Genomic DNA, 18,150 nt, shown 5'->3' on the forward strand with positions numbered 1-18,150 from the left:
GTGGTCAGGACCGGTCGTCGCGGGCCAGGTCGGGCTCGGCCGGGACGACGACCTGGTCGGCGACGTCGCCGGCGTCGGGGTAGTGCGCGGCCAGCAGGCCGACGCCGACGGCCAGTCCGACCAGCTGGGCGACCACGAAGCCGGGGACGGAGGCGGGCGCGATGCCGGCGAAGGTGTCGCTGAACGCCCGGCCGATGGTCACCGCCGGGTTGGCGAACGAGGTGGACGAGGTGAACCAGTACGCGGCCCCGATGTACGCGCCGACCGCGGCGGGGGCGACCGGGGCCCGCCCGGAGCGGGCGAGCGCGAAGATGAGCAGGATCAGCCCGGCCGTGGCGACCACCTCGCCCAGCCAGAGGTGGCCGCCGGTGCGGTCCTTGCCGGAGAGGGTGACCGCGCCGAGGTCGAACATCAGGTTCGCCAGGATCGACCCGGCGATCGCCCCGAGGATCTGGGCGGCGGTGTAGCCGGCGAGATCGCGGGCGGCGAGGCCGGTGCCGGCGCGGCGACCGAGGAACCAGTCGGCGGCGGAGACCACGGGGTTGAAGTGGGCGCCGGAGACCGGTCCGAAGATCAGGATCAGCGCGCCGAGGGCGAACGCGGTGGCGATCGAGTTCTCCAGCAGTTGGAGCCCGACGTCGCCGGGGGAGAGGGTAGTGGCCATGATGCCGGAGCCGACGACGGCGGTGACCAGCAGGGCGGTGCCGGTGAACTCGGCCAGCAGGCGCCGCCGGAGGGCGATGGTCATCGGTCTGTTCTCTCCTGTGGTGTGACGTGCCGGGGCGGGGCGCCCGGGCTGTTGTTCAGCGGGGTGACGGCGGGGGCGAGCCGGTCGATCCGGTCGGCCAGGTCGGCGTACGCCGCCTCGAACGCCTCGTCGGTGTCGACCCGGACCGGGTCCGGCACCGACCAGTGCAGCCGGGGCCGCACCGGACCGGTCAGCTCCTCGTGGGCGTTGTCGCAGACGGCGACCACGAGGTCCTGGTCGCGGACCACGTCGGCCACGTGCGCGGTGCCGCTGGGATCGAGGTCCAACCCGTGCCGGTGGGCGACCGCGACGGCGCGAGGGTGCACGCGGGCCGCGGGCTTCGTGCCGGCGGAGGCGGCGGTGGCGCGGGTGCGGTACCGCCACAGGGCGGCGGCGAGCTGGGAGCGGGCGGAGTTGTGGGTGCAGACGAAGACCACCCGGTCGACTCCGGCGAGCGGCGGCGGGGCCAGCGCGGCCAGGGTCGCCGGTCGCAGCCGCAGGTAGGTGCGGCGGCGGTCGCCCTCGGAGCGGCCGCGGACGACGAGGCCGGCGTCGGCGAGCACCTTGACGTGGTGGGCGACCAGGTTGGTCGGCATGTCGAGGCTGCGGGCGATCTCCCCGGGGGAGGCGTCGCCGAGGGTGAGCGCGTCGACGATCGCGAGGCGCGCCGGGTCGCCGAGGGCGGCGTGCACCCGGGCCCGGCTCGTCAGGGAATCAACCTCAGCGTTCATTGAGTCAACTATCACTGAGTAAAAGCCGGTCCGTCAACTCGGCGGGTGGAAAAGCCGGTCCGTCAACTCGGCGGGTGGATCAGCCGGCGGGCTCGACCGCGAGCAACGCGGCGAGCTGACGCAGGATGGCGGGCCGGGCGCGGTACCAGACCCAGGTGCCGCGCCGCTCGGCGTCCACCAGGCCGGCCTCCCGCAGGGCCTTCAGGTGGTGCGAGATGGTCGGCCCGGTGAGGTCGAAGGCCGGGGTCAGGTCGCAGACGCACACCTCGCCGCCCTCGGCGGAGGCGATCATCGACATCAGCCGCAGCCGCACCGGGTCGCCGAGCGCCTTGAAGGCCGGGGCGAGCACCGCTGCGGTCTCCGCCGGGACCTGATGCTGGGTCAGCGGGGCGCAGCAGGGTGCGTCGGCGGTGAGGTCCACCAGGGTGCGGGGCGCGTCTTGCTTCGACATGGCCCTAGGTTGACATCTATCTAATCAACGTGCAACTCTCTGCTTCGACGGATGTCGAGACAGGGCGTCGAAGGCTGTTAGACTTCATCGTCTATCGGCGATAAACGATCGAGGGGTGGGCGTGGACGAGTTGCTCGCACGGGAGACGGCGCAGACGTACGCGTCGTGGTTCCGCGCGCTGGCGGACCCGACGCGGGTGCAGATCGTGGCGTACCTGGCCCGACAGGCCCGACCGATGAGCGTGGGGGAGATCGTCGGTGCGATCGGGCTCGCCCAGTCCACCGTCTCGCAGCACCTCAAGATCCTCAGCGAGGTGCGGTTCGTGCTGGCGGAGGCGGCCGGCACCGCCCGCCACTACCGGATCAACGAGGCCTGCGTCGGGTGCTTCCCGTCCGCCGCCGACGTCGTCATGGGCCGCCCCGCCCCGCGCCCGGAGGGGGTCCGCTGATGGCCGACACCACCGTCCGCCTGATGACGGCCGACGACGCCGGCCCGGTCCTGGCGATCTACCAGGCCGGCCTGGACGGCGGCCACGCCAGCTTCGAGACCACGGCGCCGACCTGGGCCGACTTCGACGCGGGCCGGTTGCCCGAGCACCGCTTCGTGGCCGTCGACCGCGACGGCACCGTACACGGCTGGATCGCGGTCTCCCCGACCTCGGCCCGGGCGGTCTACGCCGGGGTGGTGGAGCACTCCGTCTACGTCGATCCCGCCGCCCGAGGGCGCGGCGTGGCGCGGCTGCTGCTGGCCACGCTGATCGCCTCGACCGAGGCCGCCGGCATCTGGACCATCCAGTCCGGTGTCTTCCCGGAGAACACCGGCAGCCTGGCGCTGCACCAGCGGGCCGGGTTCCGGGTGATCGGCGTCCGCGAACGGGTCGGTCGCCACCACGGCCGGTGGCGCGACGTCGTCCTGCTGGAACGGCGCAGCCCCGCCATCACCTGACCGGCGTCGGTCCCGTGCCCTTGGCCACCGTGCGCGCTCTTGATTAGATGTTTATCAACACAGAGGAGTTTGTGATGAGCACCCTGGACAACCTTCCCGTCGTGGTGATCGGCGCCGGCCCGGTCGGCCTGGCCGCCGCCGCGCACCTGCACGAGCGGGGCCTCGCCTTCACCGTCCTGGAGGCCGGTGACCGCGCCGGCGCGGCGGTCCGGCAGTGGGGACACGTGCGGGTGTTCTCCCCGTGGCGCTACAACATCGACCCGGCCGCCCGGCGGCTGCTCGACGAGTCCGGCTGGGTCGCCCCCGACCTCGAAGCCCTGCCCACCGGCGCCGAGCTGGTCACCGGCTACCTCCAGCCCCTGGCCGACCTGCCGCAGCTCAAGCCGCACCTGCGCTACGGCGCCCGGGTGGCGGCGATCAGCCGCCTCGGCCTGGACCGGCTGCGCACCGCCGGCCGCGAGCACACCCCGTTCCTGGTCCGCCTCGCCGACGGCGACGAGCTGCTCGCCCGCGCGGTGATCGACGCCTCCGGCACCTGGGGCGCCCCGAACGTGCTCGGCGCCTCGGGTCTGCCCGCCCGGGGCGAGACCGACGTCGCCGCGTACCTGGAGCACGCGCTGCCCGACGTGCTCGGCACGGACCGGGAGCGGTTCGCCGGCCGGCACACCCTGGTGGTGGGTGCCGGCCACTCCGCCGCCAACACCCTGCTCTCCCTGGCCGAGCTGGCCGCCGAGGAGCCCGGTACCGAGGTGACCTGGGCGATCCGGTCCGCCTCGCCGGCGCGCAGCTACGGCGGCGGCGACGCCGACGCCCTGCCGGCGCGCGGTGCGCTCGGCGCCCGGCTGCGCACGCACGTCGACGCCGGTCGCGTCCGGCTGCTCACCGGCTTCTCCGTGCACGCCCTCAGCCCCTCCGACGGGCGCGTCGCGGTGGTCGTCCGGCACGCCGACGGTGGTGAGGAGCGGGTCGTGGTGGACCGGATCGTCGCTGCCACCGGCTTCCGTCCGGACCACTCCATCGCCGCCGAGCTGCGCCTGGACCTGGACCCGGTGATGGGCGCCACCCGGGCCCTCGCCCCGCTGATCGACCCCAACGAGCACTCCTGCGGCACCGTCCCCCCGCACGGCGTCGACGAGCTGTCCCACCCCGAGGTGGGGTACTACGCCGTCGGGATGAAGAGCTACGGCCGCGCGCCGACGTTCCTGATGGCCACCGGTTACGAGCAGGTCCGCTCCGTGGTCGCCGCCCTCGCCGGGGACTGGGCCGCCGCCCGTGACGTCCGGCTCGACCTCCCGGAGACCGGGGTGTGCAGCAGCAACCCGGACGACGCGGTCGGCGGCGAGAGCTGCTGCGGTTCGGCGCCCGCCGCCGTCGGCCTCGCCACCGGCATCTCCGGCGGCCTGCTGGCCACGCCGCTGGACCTGGTGAGCCTCGACGCCGTTCCCGCCGGCGGTCAGGCCGGCGGCTGCTGCGGCAGCTGAGCGCGGCGCGGGGTCGCCGTCGCCGCACCGTCAGTCCAGCCGGCGCCAGTCCACGCCGGCTGGACGCTCCGGCGACTCGAGCGCCGCCAGCATCACCGCCTCGACCTGCTCCGGGGTGAGCTGCTCGCGATGGTCGGCGCCGGGGACGTACGCGCCCCAGGACCGGTCCTCGCGGTCCGCCATGACGACGCCGGTCCCGTGCCGACGGTCGCTGACCGCCGCGACGGTGCCCCACGGCCGGTGGACGAACACCTGCTGGTCGAGGTCCGGGTCCAGTTCGCGCAGCCAGCGTCGGACGGTCTCCCGGTCGGCGAGGGCCGCTGTCTCGCCGACGACCCGGAACAGCCCCGGCCTGCTCAGTCGTTCGGCCACGTCCCGCTTCGGCTCCCGCCCGCCGCGCCACCAACCCATCCCGCGCTCCTTTCGGATGGAATGCCGCCCACGGCGGAATGCCCCGCCGGCCGTCCCCGGGAAACCCGCCGCCCGCCGCCGACGCCGTCGTTTGTCCGGGACGGCTCCGGGTATTCGCGTCCGGCCCGGACCCGCCGGGCCCGGCGGGGAGGTGGACCCGGATGCGCTTCCCGATCTTCGTCAACGCGGTGGCCCGTCGCGCCCAACTGCCGCCGGAGCGGGCGGCCGCGATCTCCCGCGCCGCCCTGGTGACGCTGGCGGAGCGGGTCAGCGCCGGGGAGGCCGACCACCTGGCCGCCCAGCTGCCGGACGACCTCGGCGGCTACCTCGCCGGGCCGACCCCGGCCGAGGCCGGTGCGGGCCTCGGCGCGGAGGTTCCCGGCGGGCCGGCGGCCGACGGGGCGGCCGGGTACGGGCCGGTGGAGTTCCTGCACCGGGTGGCCGAGCGGGCCGGGGTGGAGCCGGCGACCGCGGAGGTGGGCGTGCGGGCGGTGTTCGCGACGCTGCGCGAGGCGGTCACGGTCGGGGAGTTTCAGGATCTGGTGTCACAGTTGCCGAAAAGTTTCATCCGGGGCGTCGATTCCGGGCCGGTCCCGCCGTACGATCGTTGACGTATGACAACCTCCGGCACCGCGCTGACCTGCTGTTGAGGAGTCAATCAGGCGGAAAATCCCCGGCCTGCAAGCTCTTTCACCGAAAAATTACTCGTCGGTACCTGCTTAGGCGGAAACTCCTGGCCGCGCTAGAGGGATGATCGGCCGAATTTCGGCACCCGATCTCCGTCCGGTCGTCGCCCCTTCGGGTCGACTCCGATCAATGATCTGTTACCCGGGACATCGAGCCCTATGCTGGCTCCATTGTGAAGTCCTGGGGGGGATCATGATCACAACTGCAGATGGCTGCGCCTGTGTCCACTCAGGAGCGAAGCCTGCCTCCTGACATGGCGCAACCATCGATCGTTCATCGCTTCGCGGACGTCGCCGCCGCTCGACCCGAGCAACCGGCGATCATCGGCGAGACCCACGAGGTCCGCTACGCCGCACTGGCCCTGACCGCCGGCGGGCACGCCGCCGCCCTCACCGCCGCCGGCGCCCGCATCGGCGACCGGGTCGCCCTGCTCACCGGGCACGGCGCGTCCACCATCGCCGCGATCCTCGGCACGCTCGCGGCCGGCTGCGCGTACGTGCCGCTGGACCCGGAGTTCCCGACCGGACGGCTGCGGCACATGCTCGCCGCCGCCGGCGTCCGCCTGCTGGCCTGCACCCCGGCCCACCGGGAGCTGGCCGAGCAACTCCGCGCCGACGCGGCGGACCTGCGCGTGCTCGTCCTCGACGACGACGCCGCCGCGCCGCTGCGCCCCGCGCCGGTCGACCCCGACGCCCCGGCGTACGTGCTGTTCACCTCCGGCTCCACCGGGACGCCCAAGGCCGTCGCGCAGACCCACCGCAACCTCGCCCACGTCGTCGACAACCAGATCCGCACCCTGTCGATCGGCCCCGACGACCGACTCAGCCTGCTCGCCTCGTTCAGCTTCGACGCGGCCATCCCCGACCTCTACCCGGCGCTGCTCACCGGCGCGGCCGTCGTCCCGGTCGACCTGCGCCGGCACGGGCTGGCCCACGCGGTGGCGCGGCTGGACCGGCACCGGGTGACCGTCTACCACTCCACCCCGACCGTCTACCGGTTCCTGCTCGACACCCTCGGCCAGCGCCGGCTCGACGCGGTCCGGGTGGTCCTGCTCGGCGGGGAGCAGGCCACCGGGGTCGACGCGGCCCGCGGTCGGGACCGGTTCGCGGCGGACTGCGTACTGGTCAACGGCTACGGCGCCACCGAGATGACCTTCGCGGCGCGGCACGTGCTGCCGCTGGCCGGGGCCGACCCGACGGCCACCGGGCCGCTGCCCATCGGCGCCGCGCTGCCCGGGTACGCGCTGCGGCTGACCGACGCCGGGGAGATCGTGGTGCGCAGCCGGCACCTGGCCCCCGGCTACCTCGGCCAACCCAGCGACCGGTTCGCCGTCGACCCCGACGGGGTCCCCACCTACGCCACCGGCGACCTGGGCGAGCGGCTGCCCGACGGCAGCCTGGTCTGCCTCGGCCGGCTCGACCGCCAGGTCAAGGTGCGCGGGTTCCGGGTCGAGCTGACCGAGATCGAGGCGGTCCTCGCCGAGCAGCCCGGCGTCGCCGCCGTCCGCGCGATCGCCCGGGACGGCGAACTGCTGGCGTACGCCACACCCGCCGGCGGGACCCCGGACCCGGCGGCCCTGCGCGCCGCCCTCGCCCGGCGGCTGCCGGACTACGCCCTGCCCCGCGCGGTGGTCGTGCTCGACGCCTTCCCGCTCACCGTGACCGGCAAGGTCGACGAGCGGTCGCTGCCCGACCCGACCCGGCAGGTGCCGCCCGGGCAGGAGCCGGCCACCGACACCGAGCGGGCGGTGCACGACATCTGGTGCGCGGTGCTCGGCCGCGGCGCCGTCGGTCGGCAGGAGAGCTTCTTCGACGCCGGTGGCCAGTCCCTGCTGCTCGGCCAGGTCCAGCAGCGCCTCGCCGAACGGTTCGGGGTGACCCTGCCGATGGCCCGGCTCTTCGCCCACCCCACCGTGGCCGCGCAGGCCCGGCTGCTCGACGCGCCGGCCACCATGGAACCCGCCCCGCCGCTGCCCGCCCCGGCCGCGCCGCCGGTCGCCGGTCGGGAGTACACCGGCGACGAGATCGTGGTGGTCGGGCTGGCCGGCCGCTTCCCCGGCGCACCGGACGTGGCGACCTTCTGGTGGAACCTCTGCGCCGGGGTGGACTCCATCCACGACCACACCGACGAGGAGCTGGCCGCCCTCGGCATCGGCCCCGCCCTGCGCGCCGACCCCCGGCACGTGCGGGCCGCCGGCCGGCTCGACGGGGTGGACCGGTTCGACGCCGAACTCTTCGGCATGCCCGCCACGGAGGCGGCCCGCACGGACCCGCAGCACCGGCTCTTCCTGGAGGCGGCGTGGGAGGCGCTGGAGGACGCCGGGCACGATCCGACCCGCTTCCCCGGCCTGGTCGGCGTCTACTCGGCCACCTCCGCCAACCGGTACTTTCTGTTCCACCTGATGGACAACCCGGCGGTGGTGGGCGAGGTCGACCCGGACGACTGGGAGACCCGGCTGATCGGCCGGCAGTTCACCGACCACCTGCCCGGCCAGGTCGCGTACCGGCTGGGGTTGACCGGGCCGGCGGTGGCCGTGCAGAGCGCCTGCTCCAGCTCGCTGGTCGCGGTCTGCCTCGCCGCGCAGAGCCTCGCCGACTACCAGTGCGACATCGCCCTCGCCGGCGGGGTCAACGTGACCTGGCCGCGCTACCGGCACACCCCCGGCGGGCTGGCCTCACCGGACGGCCGCTGCCGCGCCTTCGACGAGGCCGCCGCCGGTTCCGGCTTCGGCTCCGGCGTCGGCGTGGTCGCGCTGCGCCGGCTCGCCGACGCCCGGGCCGACGGCGACCGGATCTACGCGGTTCTGCCCGGCTGGGCGGTCACCAACGACGGCCCGGACCGGGCCGGCTTCGCCGTGCCCGGGCCCGCCGGCCAGGCCGCCGCCGTGGCCAACGCGCTCGCCGCAGCCGAGGTCGCGCCCGGCGAGGTCCGCCTCATCGAGGCCCACGGCAGCGGTACGCCGCTCGGCGACGCCATCGAGGTGGCCGCGCTGCACGAGGTGTACGGCGGGGCCGCGCCGGCCGAGTCCTGCGCGCTCGGCTCGGTCAAGACCAACATCGGCCACCTCGACGCGGGCGCCGGCATCGCCGGTCTGATCAAGACGGTGCTCGCCGTGCGGCACGGGCTGATCCCGCCGAACCTGCACTTCACCCGCCCGCACCCCGAGATCGACCTGGCCGGCGGCCCGTTCTACGTCCCGACCAAGGCCCGGGACTGGCCACCCGGCCCGCGCCGGGTCGCCGGGGTCAGCTCCTTCGGCCTCGGCGGCACCAACGCGCACGTGGTGGTCGAGCAGCCACCGCCCGACGAGCCGCCGGACGTCCCGCCGGCCGCCGCGCAGCTGCTGCCGGTCTCGGCGCGTACCCCGCAGGCGCTGCGGGAGGCGGTGACCCGGCTGCGGGCACACCTGGCCGCCGCCGCCCCGGCGCTGCCCGACGTCGCCGCCACCCTCGCCCTCGGCCGGCGGGCCTTCGACTGCCGGGCCGCGGTGGTCGCCACCGACCCGGCCGCCGCGGTCGCCGGCCTCGACGAGCTGCTCGCCACCGGCGCCCCGGTCGCCGGCCTGCCCGGCGAGCTGCGCGACCTGGCCACCGCGTGGGTCTCCGGCCAGGACGTCGACTGGGCCGCGCGGTATCCGGAGAACAGCTTCCGCCGCACCGGACTGCCCGGCTACCCGTTCCAGCGCCGTCGGCACTGGATCGACCCTCCTCAGAAAGGCACGCGGTGAACTGGTTCGTCTCGCCCGGAAGCCGACCCCAGGCGCCGGTGCAGCTGTTCTGCCTGCCCTACGCCGGCGCCGGCGCGAGCGCGTTCCGGCGCTGGCAGGAGGGGATCGGCGCGGACGTCGAGGTGCTGGCCGTGCAGCTGCCCGGCCGGGAGAACCGGATCAGTGAGGACCCGGCGTTCACCGTCGCCGACGTCGCCACCGCGATCGCCGACCGGGCCGACCGCCCGTACGCCGTCTACGGGCACTCGATGGGCGGGCGGCTCGGCTTCGAGGTGGCCCGCGAGCTGCGCCGCGCCGGCCGTGAGCTGCCCCGGCGACTGTACGTCGGCGGGGCCCGGGCGCCGCACGTCACCGCGGCGAGCCTCTTCGACGGCCTCTCCACCGTGGACGACGACGAGCTGCTGCGCCGGCTCGGCGACGGCGGGGGCCTCCCCGCCGAGCTGCTGGCCCACCCCGAGCTGGTGGAGCTGCTGCTGCCCCTGCTACGCGCCGACTTCGGCCGGGTGGACGGCTACCGCTACCTCCCGGGGGAGCCGCTGCCGGTGCCGATCGTCGCGTTCAGCGGCCGGCGGGACCGGGCGGTGAGCCGCGAGCAGAGCGCCGCCTGGGCGGAGCACACCGCCGCCGGGTTCACCCTGCGCGAGATCGACGGCGGGCACTTCTTCCTGCACGACCAGCTGCCCGACCTGCTCGCCGCGATCCGCGCCGACCTGACCAACGCCGCCGCCGCCGGGCCCGCCACCGCGGGGGGGCCGGCCACCATCGGGTCCGCCACCGGCGGGGCGCCGGCCGCCGGGCGGCCGGTCGGTGAGCAGGGGAGCGGCCCGGGCGCGCACCGGGTGCCGCTCGGCGACACCGGCTGGTCGGTGTGGCGGGACGCCATCCTGCGGACCACCGGGTTCCCGGCCGACGGGCTGACCCTGTTCGCCGCCCCGCGGGCCGCCGCCGCGGCCGACGACCTGCTCACCACCGGCGCCGACGACGGCCAGTTCGACAAGGAGTTCGACGAGGCCGTCCGGTCCGGTGCCCAACGGCTCAGCGAGCTCGCCGCCGACCCGCTGCTGCGGGAGGCGATCACCTGGCAGAACCGCAGCGCCCTGGTCGCGCTGGACGGGCTGGCCCGCGGCGGTGGGGACGCGCCGCGCAACGTCCGCCGCCGGGACCGGGAACGCGCCCTGCTCAAGTACTGGCAGCGGTACGGCGGCAAGAACGAGACGGTCGGCTTCTTCGGGCCGAGCTGCTGGGTCACCCTCGACCCCGCGCAGGCCGAGGTCGCCCGGATCGCCCCCGGGCCGCAGCTGACCCGCCGCCGCTGGGTGTGGTTCGAGTCCTGGGCGCTGTCGGCGTACGCCGACCGGATCGGCGCCGACCTCGCGGTGCGCCGCTGGTGGCCACCGATGCTCGGCGTCCACCTCAGCGTGCACGACCGGGCGGTGCTGCGCCCGGGCCGCCCCCCGGTGCCGCTCTCCCCGGTGGAGGCCGCGCTGCTCGCCGCCGCCGACGGCCGCCGCCCCGCCCACGAGCTGGTCGCCGACCCGGCCGTCGGGCTGCGCCGCCCCGAGGACGGGTACGCGCTGCTGGACCGGCTCGTGGAGCGCGAGCTGATCACCTGGGACGCGGCCCTGCCGGTCAGCCCGGAGGCCGAGGACGTGCTCCTCGCCCGGCTCGACGGCATCGGCGACGAGCCGGTACGACAGGCCGCGCGGGCCGGGTTCGACCGGCTGCGCGCCGCCCGGGACGAGGTCGCCGCGGCCGCCGGTGACCCGGACCGGCTGCGGGACCGGCTCGACGCCCTCGACGCCGCCTTCACCGAGCTGACCGGTCAGCCGGCCCGCCGCCGCGCGGGACAGATGTACGCCGGCCGGACCATCTGCTACGAGGACACCAGCCGCGACCTCGACGTCGTCTTCGGCGCGCCGCTGCTCGCCGAGCTCGCCGCCCCGCTCGACGTGCTGCTGCGGGCCGCCCGGTGGATGGTCACCGCCCTGGAGCAGGCGTACGCGGCGGTCTTCCGGGACCTCTACGACGAGCTGCGCGCCGAGGCGGGCGACGGGCCGGTGGCCCTGTCCGACCTGTGGTTCCTCGTCCAGGGGCTGTTCTGGGGCAGCGGGCAGCGGCCGGTGGACGAGGTGGCCGCCGAGTTCGCCGCCCGCTGGGCCGAGCTGTTCGGGCTGGCCGACCTGCCCGCCGGCAGCACCGAGGTGCGACTGCCGGTGGCCGACCTCGCCGACCGGGTCGACCGGGCCTTCCCGGCCACCCGACCCGACTGGTCCAACGCGGTCATGCACAGCCCGGACCTGCAGATCTGCGCCACCGACGCGGACGCGCTGCGCCGCGGCGACTACACCGTGGTCCTCGGCGAACTGCACGCCGCCTGGTCCTCCTTCGACTGCGCGGTGTTCACCCCCTCGCACCCCGACGTCGAGCGGCTGCGCGCCGCGCTCGCCGAGGACCTCGGCGCGCACCGCGTCCGGCTGCTCTTCCCCGCCGAGTGGCCGCGCCGGACCAGCCGTACCTCCGAGACGCTGACCGGGCCGACCGACCGGCACCTGGCGTTCCAGCCGGCGCCCGGCGGTGAGCCGGGCCGGGTGCTGCCCACCGTCGACCTCACCGTCACCGACGAGGACGGCCGGCTGGTCGCCGCCGGCCGCGACGGCCAACGCTGGACCCTCACCGAGATCTTCGCCGAGCTGCTCAGCGCGCACGCGGTCGACGGGTTCAAGCTGATCGCCGCGGCCCCGTACACGCCCCGGATCACCCTGGACCGGCTGGTGGTGGCCCGGCAGACCTGGCGGACCACGGTGGGGGCGAGCGGCCTGGGCACGGTGACCGGTGAGCGGGAACGGTTCCGCGCGGTACGCCAGTGGCGCCGCCGGCTCGGCCTGCCGGAGCAGGTGTACGTCAAGCTCGGCACCGAGACCAAGCCCTGCTTCGTCGACCTGGGCAGCCCCGCCTTCGCGAACATGTTCTGCGCGATGGTCCGGGCCGCCCGCGCCGACGGCGGCGACGACACCTCCCTGGTGGTCAGCGAGATGCTACCGACACCCGACCAGGCCTGGGTGCCGGACGCCGCCGGCCGCCGCTACTTCAGCGAGCTGCGACTGCACATCGTGGACGCCCCGGCGCCGGAGGTCGACCGATGAGCCACCTGCTGCCGTTGGGCGACACCGGCTGGTCGGTGTGGCGGGACGTCCTGCTGCGGACCGCGGGCTTCCCCGCCGAGGGGCTCGCCGCCTTCGCCGCCCCCGAGGCCGCCACCGCCGCCGACGCGCTGCTGGCCGGCGAGGGTGGCGCCGAGCCGTTCGACAAGGCGTTCCGGGACGCCGTGCTGGACGCCTCCGTCCGGCTGGCCCGGATCGCCGCCGACCCCCTGCTGCGCGAGGCGGTCACCTGGCAGAACCCCGGCATGCTGGTCGCCCTCGACGGCCTGGTGACCGGCCACCCGGCGGCCCGCAACTGGCGCCGGCGCAGCCGGGAGACGACGCTGCTGCGGTACTGGCAGCGGTACTGCGGCAAGGCCGAGACGATCGGCTTCTTCGGGCCGGTCTGCTGGGGCTCGGTCGACCCGGCCGGGTCGACCCGGCTGATCCCCGGGCCGGGGCTGGTCCACCGCCGCGAGGTCTACTTCGAGGCGTGGGCGCTGCTGGCGTACGCCGACCGGCTCGCCGAGGACCTGGCGGTGCGCCGCTGGTGGGCGCCCGCCGTGCCGCCGCACCTGAGCGTCGAGGGGCGTCGGCTCTGCCGGCCGCTGCACCCGCCGGTCGAGCTCACCGCCCTGGAGGCGCGGCTGCTGGCCGCCTGCGACGGGCGGACCCCGGCCGAGGCGGTGGTGCGGGAGGCGCTCACCGACGACGGGGCGGCCCTGCGCACCGTCGACGACGGCTACCTGCTGCTCGACCGGCTCGTCGCCCGGGGGCAGCTGGCCTGGGACGCCGGATTGCCGTACAGCCCCCGGGCCGAGCAGGTGCTGGCCCAGCGGATCGCGGCGATCGGCGACCCGGCCGTCCGGGCCGAGGTGACGGCCGGCTTCGACCGGCTGCGGGGCGCCCGGGACGCGGTGGCCGCCGCGGCCGGCGACCCGGACCGGCTCGGCGCCGCCCTGGCCGCGCTGAACGCGACCTTCGCCGGACTGACCGGGCAGGCGGCGACCCGGCGCGGCGGCGAGATGTACGCCGGCCGCACGGTCGCCTACGAGGAGACCGCCCGGGACCTCGAAGTCACCGTCGGGGGCGCGGTGCTGGAGGCGCTGGCCGCCCCGCTGGCGGTGCTGCTGCGGGCGGCCCGCTGGCTCACCGCGGAGATCGGCGCCGACTGCCACCGGCTCCTCGTCGAGCTGCACCGCGAGCTGGGCGCCGACGGGCCGGTTCGGCTGGCCGACCTCTGGTCGCTGGCCCAGGGGCTGCTGCTCGCGCCGGACGGGCCGGTCAGCACGGCCAGCGCCGGGTTCGCCGCCCGCTGGGCCGAGCTGTTCGGCCTCGCCGACCTGCCGCCGGAGCAGCCGGAGCTGCGGCTGGACAGCGCCGAGCTGGCCGCCCAGGTGGCCCGGGTCTTCCCCGCCGAGGCCCCCGGCTGGCCGTCGGCCCGGATCCACAGCCCGGACGTGCAGATCAGCGCGACCGACCTCGACGCGGTGGACCGGGGCGAGTTCCAGCTCGTGCTCGGCGAGCTGCACCCGGCCATCACGCCCTTCGACAGCGTCGTGTTCACCCCGTTCCACCCCGACCCGGCGGCGCTGCGCGCCGGGTTCGACGCCGACCTGGGGCCGACCCGCACCCGGGTGCTCTACCCGGCGAGCTTCCCCCGGCTCACCACCCGCACCACGTACGCGCTGACCAGCCCCGACGACCGGCAGCTCGGCATCGACACCGCCCGCGGCGCCGACGCCGACCGGCTCGTCCCGGCCACCGCGGTCCGGGTCGAGCTCGACGGCGGCGAACTCGTGGCGGTCTTCCCGGACGGCTTCCGCTGCCCGCTGGTGGAGATCTTCGGCAGCATCCTCGGCGTGCTGCTGCTGGACAGCTTCAAGCTGCTCGACCCGGCGCCGCACACGCCCCGGATCACCATCGACCGGCTGGTCGTGGCCCGGCGCACCTGGCGTACCACGGTCGACGCGTCCGGGCTGGCGGGCGTGGTCGGCGAGGCGGAGCGGTTCCTGGCGGTCCGCCGCTGGCGGGACCGGCTCGGCCTGCCCGAGCAGGTCTTCGTGAAGGTCGGCACCGAGGTCAAGCCCTGCTACGTCGACCTGACCGGCCCGCTGTACGCCCAGTCGCTCTGCGCCATGGTCGACGCCGCCGCGAAGACCGGCCCGGACGTCGCCCTGGTGGTCAGCGAACTGCTGCCCGGCCCGGCCGACGCGTGGATCACCGACGCCGCGGGCCGCGGCTACGTCGGCGAGCTGCGCTTCCAGATCACCGACCCAGCCACCTACCGGGGAGTGAACGGGTGACCGACATCCTGTCCATCAGCGCCGTCGCCGGGGAGCACCTGCCCTGGCCGGACGCGACACTGGCCGATCTGATCACCGACCGGGCCGCACGTTGCCCGGACGCGGTGGCGGTCCGCCAGTGGGACGACCGGCTCACCTACCGGGAGCTGGTCGGCCGGGCGGCCGGGCTGGCGGCCGCGCTGCGGGCCCGTGGCGTCGGCCGGCAGACCCGGGTGGGCGTCTGCGGGCAGCGCCGCCCCGACCTGGTGGTCGACGTCCTCGGCGTGCTGCTCGCCGGCGGCTGCTACGTCCCGCTGGAGCCGGGCGGCCCGCGCGAGCGGCTGCGGGAGATCGCCGCCGACGCCGGGGTGTCGCTGGTGGTCGGCGACGCGGCGGCGGAGAGCTTCGCCGACGTGCCCGGCGTCCAGGCGGTGACCGCGCCCGGTCCGGCCCCGCTGGCGCCCTGCCCGGCCCGCCCCGGCGACCCGGCGTACGTGCTGTACACCTCCGGCTCCACCGGCCGGCCCAAGGGCGTGCTGACCACCCACCGCAACGTGGTCGAGTTCGTCACCGGCTGCGCGGCGCTCAGCGGCGCCGACGCCGAGGTGCGCAGCCTCGGCATCGCCTCCCTCGGCTTCGACGCGGCCACCATGGACCTGTTCGTGCCGCTGCTGCTGGGCGGCAGCGTGCAGCTGCTCGGCGCGGACGACCGGTCCGACCCGGCCCGGCTGGCCCGGTTCATCGCCGCGCACGAGGTGAACTGGGGCTTCATCACCCCGACCGTGCTGTCCATGCTGGATCCGGCCGAGGTGCCGGACTGGCGCACGATCCTCTGCGGCGGCGAGGCCGTCCCCGCCGAGCTGGCCGTCCGGTGGGCGCGCGGGCGGCGGTTCCTCAACGGGTACGGCCCGACCGAGACCACCGTGCTCGCCGTCAGCGGGCCGCTGGCCGCGGACGAGACCGACCCGGTGCCGATCGGCTCCCCGCTGCCCAACCACCGGGCGTACGTGGTCGACGCCGACCTGCGCCCGGTGCCGCCGGGGGAGACCGGCGAGCTGCTGATCGGCGGGCCCGGCCTGGCCGACGGGTACCTCAACCGGCCCGGCCTCACCGCCGACCGGTTCGTCCCCGACCCGTTCTCCGGCCTGCCCGGCGAGCGGCTCTACCGCACCGGCGACCTGGTCCGGCAGCGCGCCGACGGGCGGATCGTCTACCTGGGCCGGGCCGACCGGCAGGTCAAGGTCCGCGGGCAGCGGATCGAGCTGGGCGAGGTGGAGGCCGTGCTGGCCGCCGCGCCCGGCGTCGACGGTGCCGCGGTCGAGGCGGTGCCCGGGCCGGCCGGCACCACCCTGGTCGCGTTCCTCACCCCGGCCGACGCGCCGGACGACGCGGCGCTGCGGGCGTACGCCGGGTCGCGGCTGACCGCCGCGATGCTGCCGGCCCGAGTGCTGCGCCGCGACGGGCTGCCGGTCAGCGCCGTCACCGGCAAGCTGGACCGGCCGGCGCTGCGCGCCCTCGCGGTCGCCGCGCTGGCCACCGACGACCCGGCGGACGGGGCGGCCGACATCGCCGACCCGGTCGAGCGGGCGGTGGTACGGATCTGGACCCGGCTGCTCGGTGTCGCCCCCGGCCCGGACACCGACTTCCTCGCCGCGGGCGGCAACTCCATCGTCGCCATGCGGCTGGTCGCTGCGCTCCGCGCCGAGCTGGGCCGGCACGTCGACACCCGGGACGTGCTGGCGGGCCGGACCCGTGCCGGCCTGGTCGCCCGGCTGCGCGCCGCCGCCCCGGCCGACGCCGACGGGCCGACCACCGGCAACCCGCCCACCCTCTCCCCGCCGCAGCGCCGGCTCTGGTTCGTCGACCAGCTCGCCCCGTCCAGCGCGCCGTACAACATCGCCGTCGCGCACCGGCTGCGCGGCCCGCTGGACACCGCGGCGCTCGGTGCGGCGCTGCGGGCCGTCGCGGAACGCCACGACGTGCTGCGCTGGCGGATCCCGCAGACCGCCGGCGTGCCGTACGCGGTCTGCGAGGAACCCACCGACGTGGCGGTGCCGGTGGTGGACCTGACCGCCGTCGCCGACCCGGAGGCCGACCTGGCCGCCATGCTCGCCGCCGGCGCCGCGCACGCCTTCGACCTGGCCACCGGGCCGCCCTGGCAGGTGACCGTCTACCGGCTCGGCGCCGACACGCACGTGCTGGCCATCACCGTGCACCACGCGGTCTTCGACGGCTGGTCCGAGGCGGTCCTCTACGACGACCTCGCCGCCGCGTACGCCCGGGCGGTCGCCGGCGCGGACCCGGCCCTGCCGCCGCTGGCCGCCACGTACGCCGACTACGCGGTCTGGCGGGCCGAGCGGGACCGCCGGCGCGGCCCAGCCGACCTCGCCTGGTGGGCCGCGCACCTGCGCGACGTGCCCACCGTGCTGGAACTGCCCCGCGACCGGCCGCGCCCGGCGGTGCAGACCTACGCCGGCGCGGAGGCCGCGGTACTCCTCCCGGAGCCCGCCGACCGTGCGGTCCGCGCCCTGGCCGCGCGGCGCGGCGGCACCGTCGCGGCGGTGCTGCTGGCCGGCTTCGGCGAGGTGCTGCGCCGGCTCACCGGCGCCGCCGACCACGTGGTCGGCGCGATCGTCGCCGATCGCCGGCTGGCCGCCTTCGACGACGTGGTGGGCTTCTTCATCGACACCGTCCCGGTGCGGGTACGCACCGGCGGGGCCAGCTTCGCCGAGCTGGTCGACCGGTGCGCCGCCGAGCTGCACGAGGCCACCGCCCACCCCGGCGCCCCGCTGGAACGGATCGTCGAGGCGCTCGGCGTCGGCCGGGACACCTCCCGGGCGCCGCTGGTGCAGGTGCTGTTCAACGTGCTCAACTTCGCTCCGCCCCGGCTGGCGCTGACCGGGCTGACCGGTGGGCCGGTGCCGGTGCCCAAGCCCGGCTCGCCCTTCGACATCACCGTCTACGTGGTGGAGCGCGACGGCCGGTTCGGCGTCGACGTGGTCTACAACCCCGACCTGTTCGACGCCGACCGGGTCGACGCGCTCCTCACCGACCTGGCCGCGCTGGTCGGCGCGCTCGCCGCCGACCCGGACAACCCCGCCGACACCGTCGCCGCCGAGCTGCCCCGCCCCACCGTCCGGGTGGCGGCGCTCGGCGCGATGACGGTGGCCGCCGCCGAGGCGCCCCGGACGACCGCGGTGCCGGCCGGCCCGCACGCGCTCACCGAGACCGAGGAGCTCGTCGCCGGCATCTGGCGGGAGGTCCTGGAACGCGACCGGGTCGGGGTCGCCGACAACTTCTTCGACATCGGCGGGCACTCGCTGGCGCTGGCCGCCGTGCACGCCCGGCTCACCGCCGCCACCGGCCGCTCGATCACCATGCTCGACCTGTTCCGCCACCCCACCATCCGGTCGCTCGCCGCCAGCCTCGACGGCGCCGTCGACCGACCCGAGCTGGCCCGCGCCGCCCTGCGCGCGGCCGCCCGCCGCAGCCGTACCCGCCGCAACCCACCCCGCCGCCCCGGCGGCACCGCGCAATGAAGGAC

General features: G+C 76.1%; 12 protein-coding genes. 8 read left to right on the top strand and 4 right to left on the bottom strand.

The genetic code is table 11. The features are described from left to right. Nucleotides 1-4: 4 nt before the first annotated feature. From V6U81_RS16740 to V6U81_RS16750, 3 genes are all read right to left on the bottom strand, one after another. Nucleotides 5-748 (bottom strand): aquaporin, encoded by a 744-nt coding sequence (locus tag V6U81_RS16740; protein ID WP_334490398.1) that lies wholly within the window; start codon nucleotides 746-748, stop codon nucleotides 5-7. Beyond that, nucleotides 745-1,479 carry an arsenate reductase/protein-tyrosine-phosphatase family protein gene (locus tag V6U81_RS16745; protein ID WP_334490400.1) on the bottom strand — a complete coding sequence of 245 codons (735 nt, stop codon included), beginning with the start codon at nucleotides 1,477-1,479 and terminating at the stop codon, nucleotides 745-747. The genes V6U81_RS16740 and V6U81_RS16745 overlap by 4 nt, the downstream gene beginning before the upstream one ends. Before the next feature lie 79 nt (nucleotides 1,480-1,558). Continuing rightward, nucleotides 1,559-1,930 (bottom strand): ArsR/SmtB family transcription factor, encoded by a 372-nt coding sequence (locus tag V6U81_RS16750; RefSeq protein ID WP_334490402.1) that lies wholly within the window; start codon nucleotides 1,928-1,930, stop codon nucleotides 1,559-1,561. A gap of 121 nt (nucleotides 1,931-2,051) precedes the next feature. On the opposite strand from V6U81_RS16750, the gene V6U81_RS16755 reads away from it, so the two are divergent. The 3 genes from V6U81_RS16755 (at nucleotide 2,052) to V6U81_RS16765 (ending at nucleotide 4,356) form a co-directional block, all read left to right on the top strand. Continuing rightward, nucleotides 2,052-2,378 carry an ArsR/SmtB family transcription factor gene (locus V6U81_RS16755; RefSeq protein WP_334490405.1) on the top strand — a complete coding sequence of 109 codons (327 nt, stop codon included), beginning with the start codon at nucleotides 2,052-2,054 and terminating at the stop codon, nucleotides 2,376-2,378. Next, nucleotides 2,378-2,875: a GNAT family N-acetyltransferase gene (locus tag V6U81_RS16760; RefSeq protein WP_334490408.1), complete on the top strand. Its 498-nt coding sequence runs from the start codon at nucleotides 2,378-2,380 to the stop codon at nucleotides 2,873-2,875. The genes V6U81_RS16755 and V6U81_RS16760 overlap by 1 nt, the downstream gene beginning before the upstream one ends. A gap of 74 nt (nucleotides 2,876-2,949) precedes the next feature. Further along, the gene (locus tag V6U81_RS16765; protein ID WP_334490410.1) at nucleotides 2,950-4,356 is read left to right on the top strand and encodes an FAD-dependent oxidoreductase; all 1,407 of its coding nucleotides are present in this window, start codon (nucleotides 2,950-2,952) and stop codon (nucleotides 4,354-4,356) included. A 30-nt stretch (nucleotides 4,357-4,386) separates the two neighbouring features. Here the strand turns inward: V6U81_RS16765 and V6U81_RS16770 are convergent, their stop codons facing one another. Beyond that, nucleotides 4,387-4,767 carry a hypothetical protein gene (locus V6U81_RS16770; RefSeq protein ID WP_334490412.1) on the bottom strand — a complete coding sequence of 127 codons (381 nt, stop codon included), beginning with the start codon at nucleotides 4,765-4,767 and terminating at the stop codon, nucleotides 4,387-4,389. Between the two features lie 161 nt (nucleotides 4,768-4,928). On the opposite strand from V6U81_RS16770, the gene V6U81_RS16775 reads away from it, so the two are divergent. The 5 genes from V6U81_RS16775 to V6U81_RS16795 all read left to right on the top strand — a co-directional run bounded on the left by V6U81_RS16775 (nucleotide 4,929) and on the right by V6U81_RS16795 (nucleotide 18,145). Next, nucleotides 4,929-5,378, top strand: coding sequence for a DUF2267 domain-containing protein (locus tag V6U81_RS16775; protein ID WP_334490414.1), 450 nt, complete (start codon nucleotides 4,929-4,931; stop codon nucleotides 5,376-5,378). Between the two features lie 329 nt (nucleotides 5,379-5,707). Beyond that, nucleotides 5,708-9,181 (top strand): AMP-binding protein, encoded by a 3,474-nt coding sequence (locus V6U81_RS16780; RefSeq protein ID WP_334490416.1) that lies wholly within the window; start codon nucleotides 5,708-5,710, stop codon nucleotides 9,179-9,181. After that, a complete protein-coding gene (locus V6U81_RS16785) occupies nucleotides 9,178-12,324 on the top strand; it encodes a thioesterase domain-containing protein (protein WP_334490419.1) in 3,147 nt (1,048 codons plus the stop codon). The genes V6U81_RS16780 and V6U81_RS16785 overlap by 4 nt, the downstream gene beginning before the upstream one ends. Continuing rightward, nucleotides 12,321-14,627 (top strand): lantibiotic dehydratase, encoded by a 2,307-nt coding sequence (locus V6U81_RS16790; protein ID WP_334490421.1) that lies wholly within the window; start codon nucleotides 12,321-12,323, stop codon nucleotides 14,625-14,627. The genes V6U81_RS16785 and V6U81_RS16790 overlap by 4 nt, the downstream gene beginning before the upstream one ends. Further along, the gene (locus V6U81_RS16795; protein ID WP_334490424.1) at nucleotides 14,624-18,145 is read left to right on the top strand and encodes an amino acid adenylation domain-containing protein; all 3,522 of its coding nucleotides are present in this window, start codon (nucleotides 14,624-14,626) and stop codon (nucleotides 18,143-18,145) included. The genes V6U81_RS16790 and V6U81_RS16795 overlap by 4 nt, the downstream gene beginning before the upstream one ends. Nucleotides 18,146-18,150: the final 5 nt, after the last annotated feature.

The sequence above is a fragment of the Micromonospora lacuserhaii genome (assembly GCF_036902735.1).
Taxonomy (GTDB): domain Bacteria; phylum Actinomycetota; class Actinomycetes; order Mycobacteriales; family Micromonosporaceae; genus Micromonospora.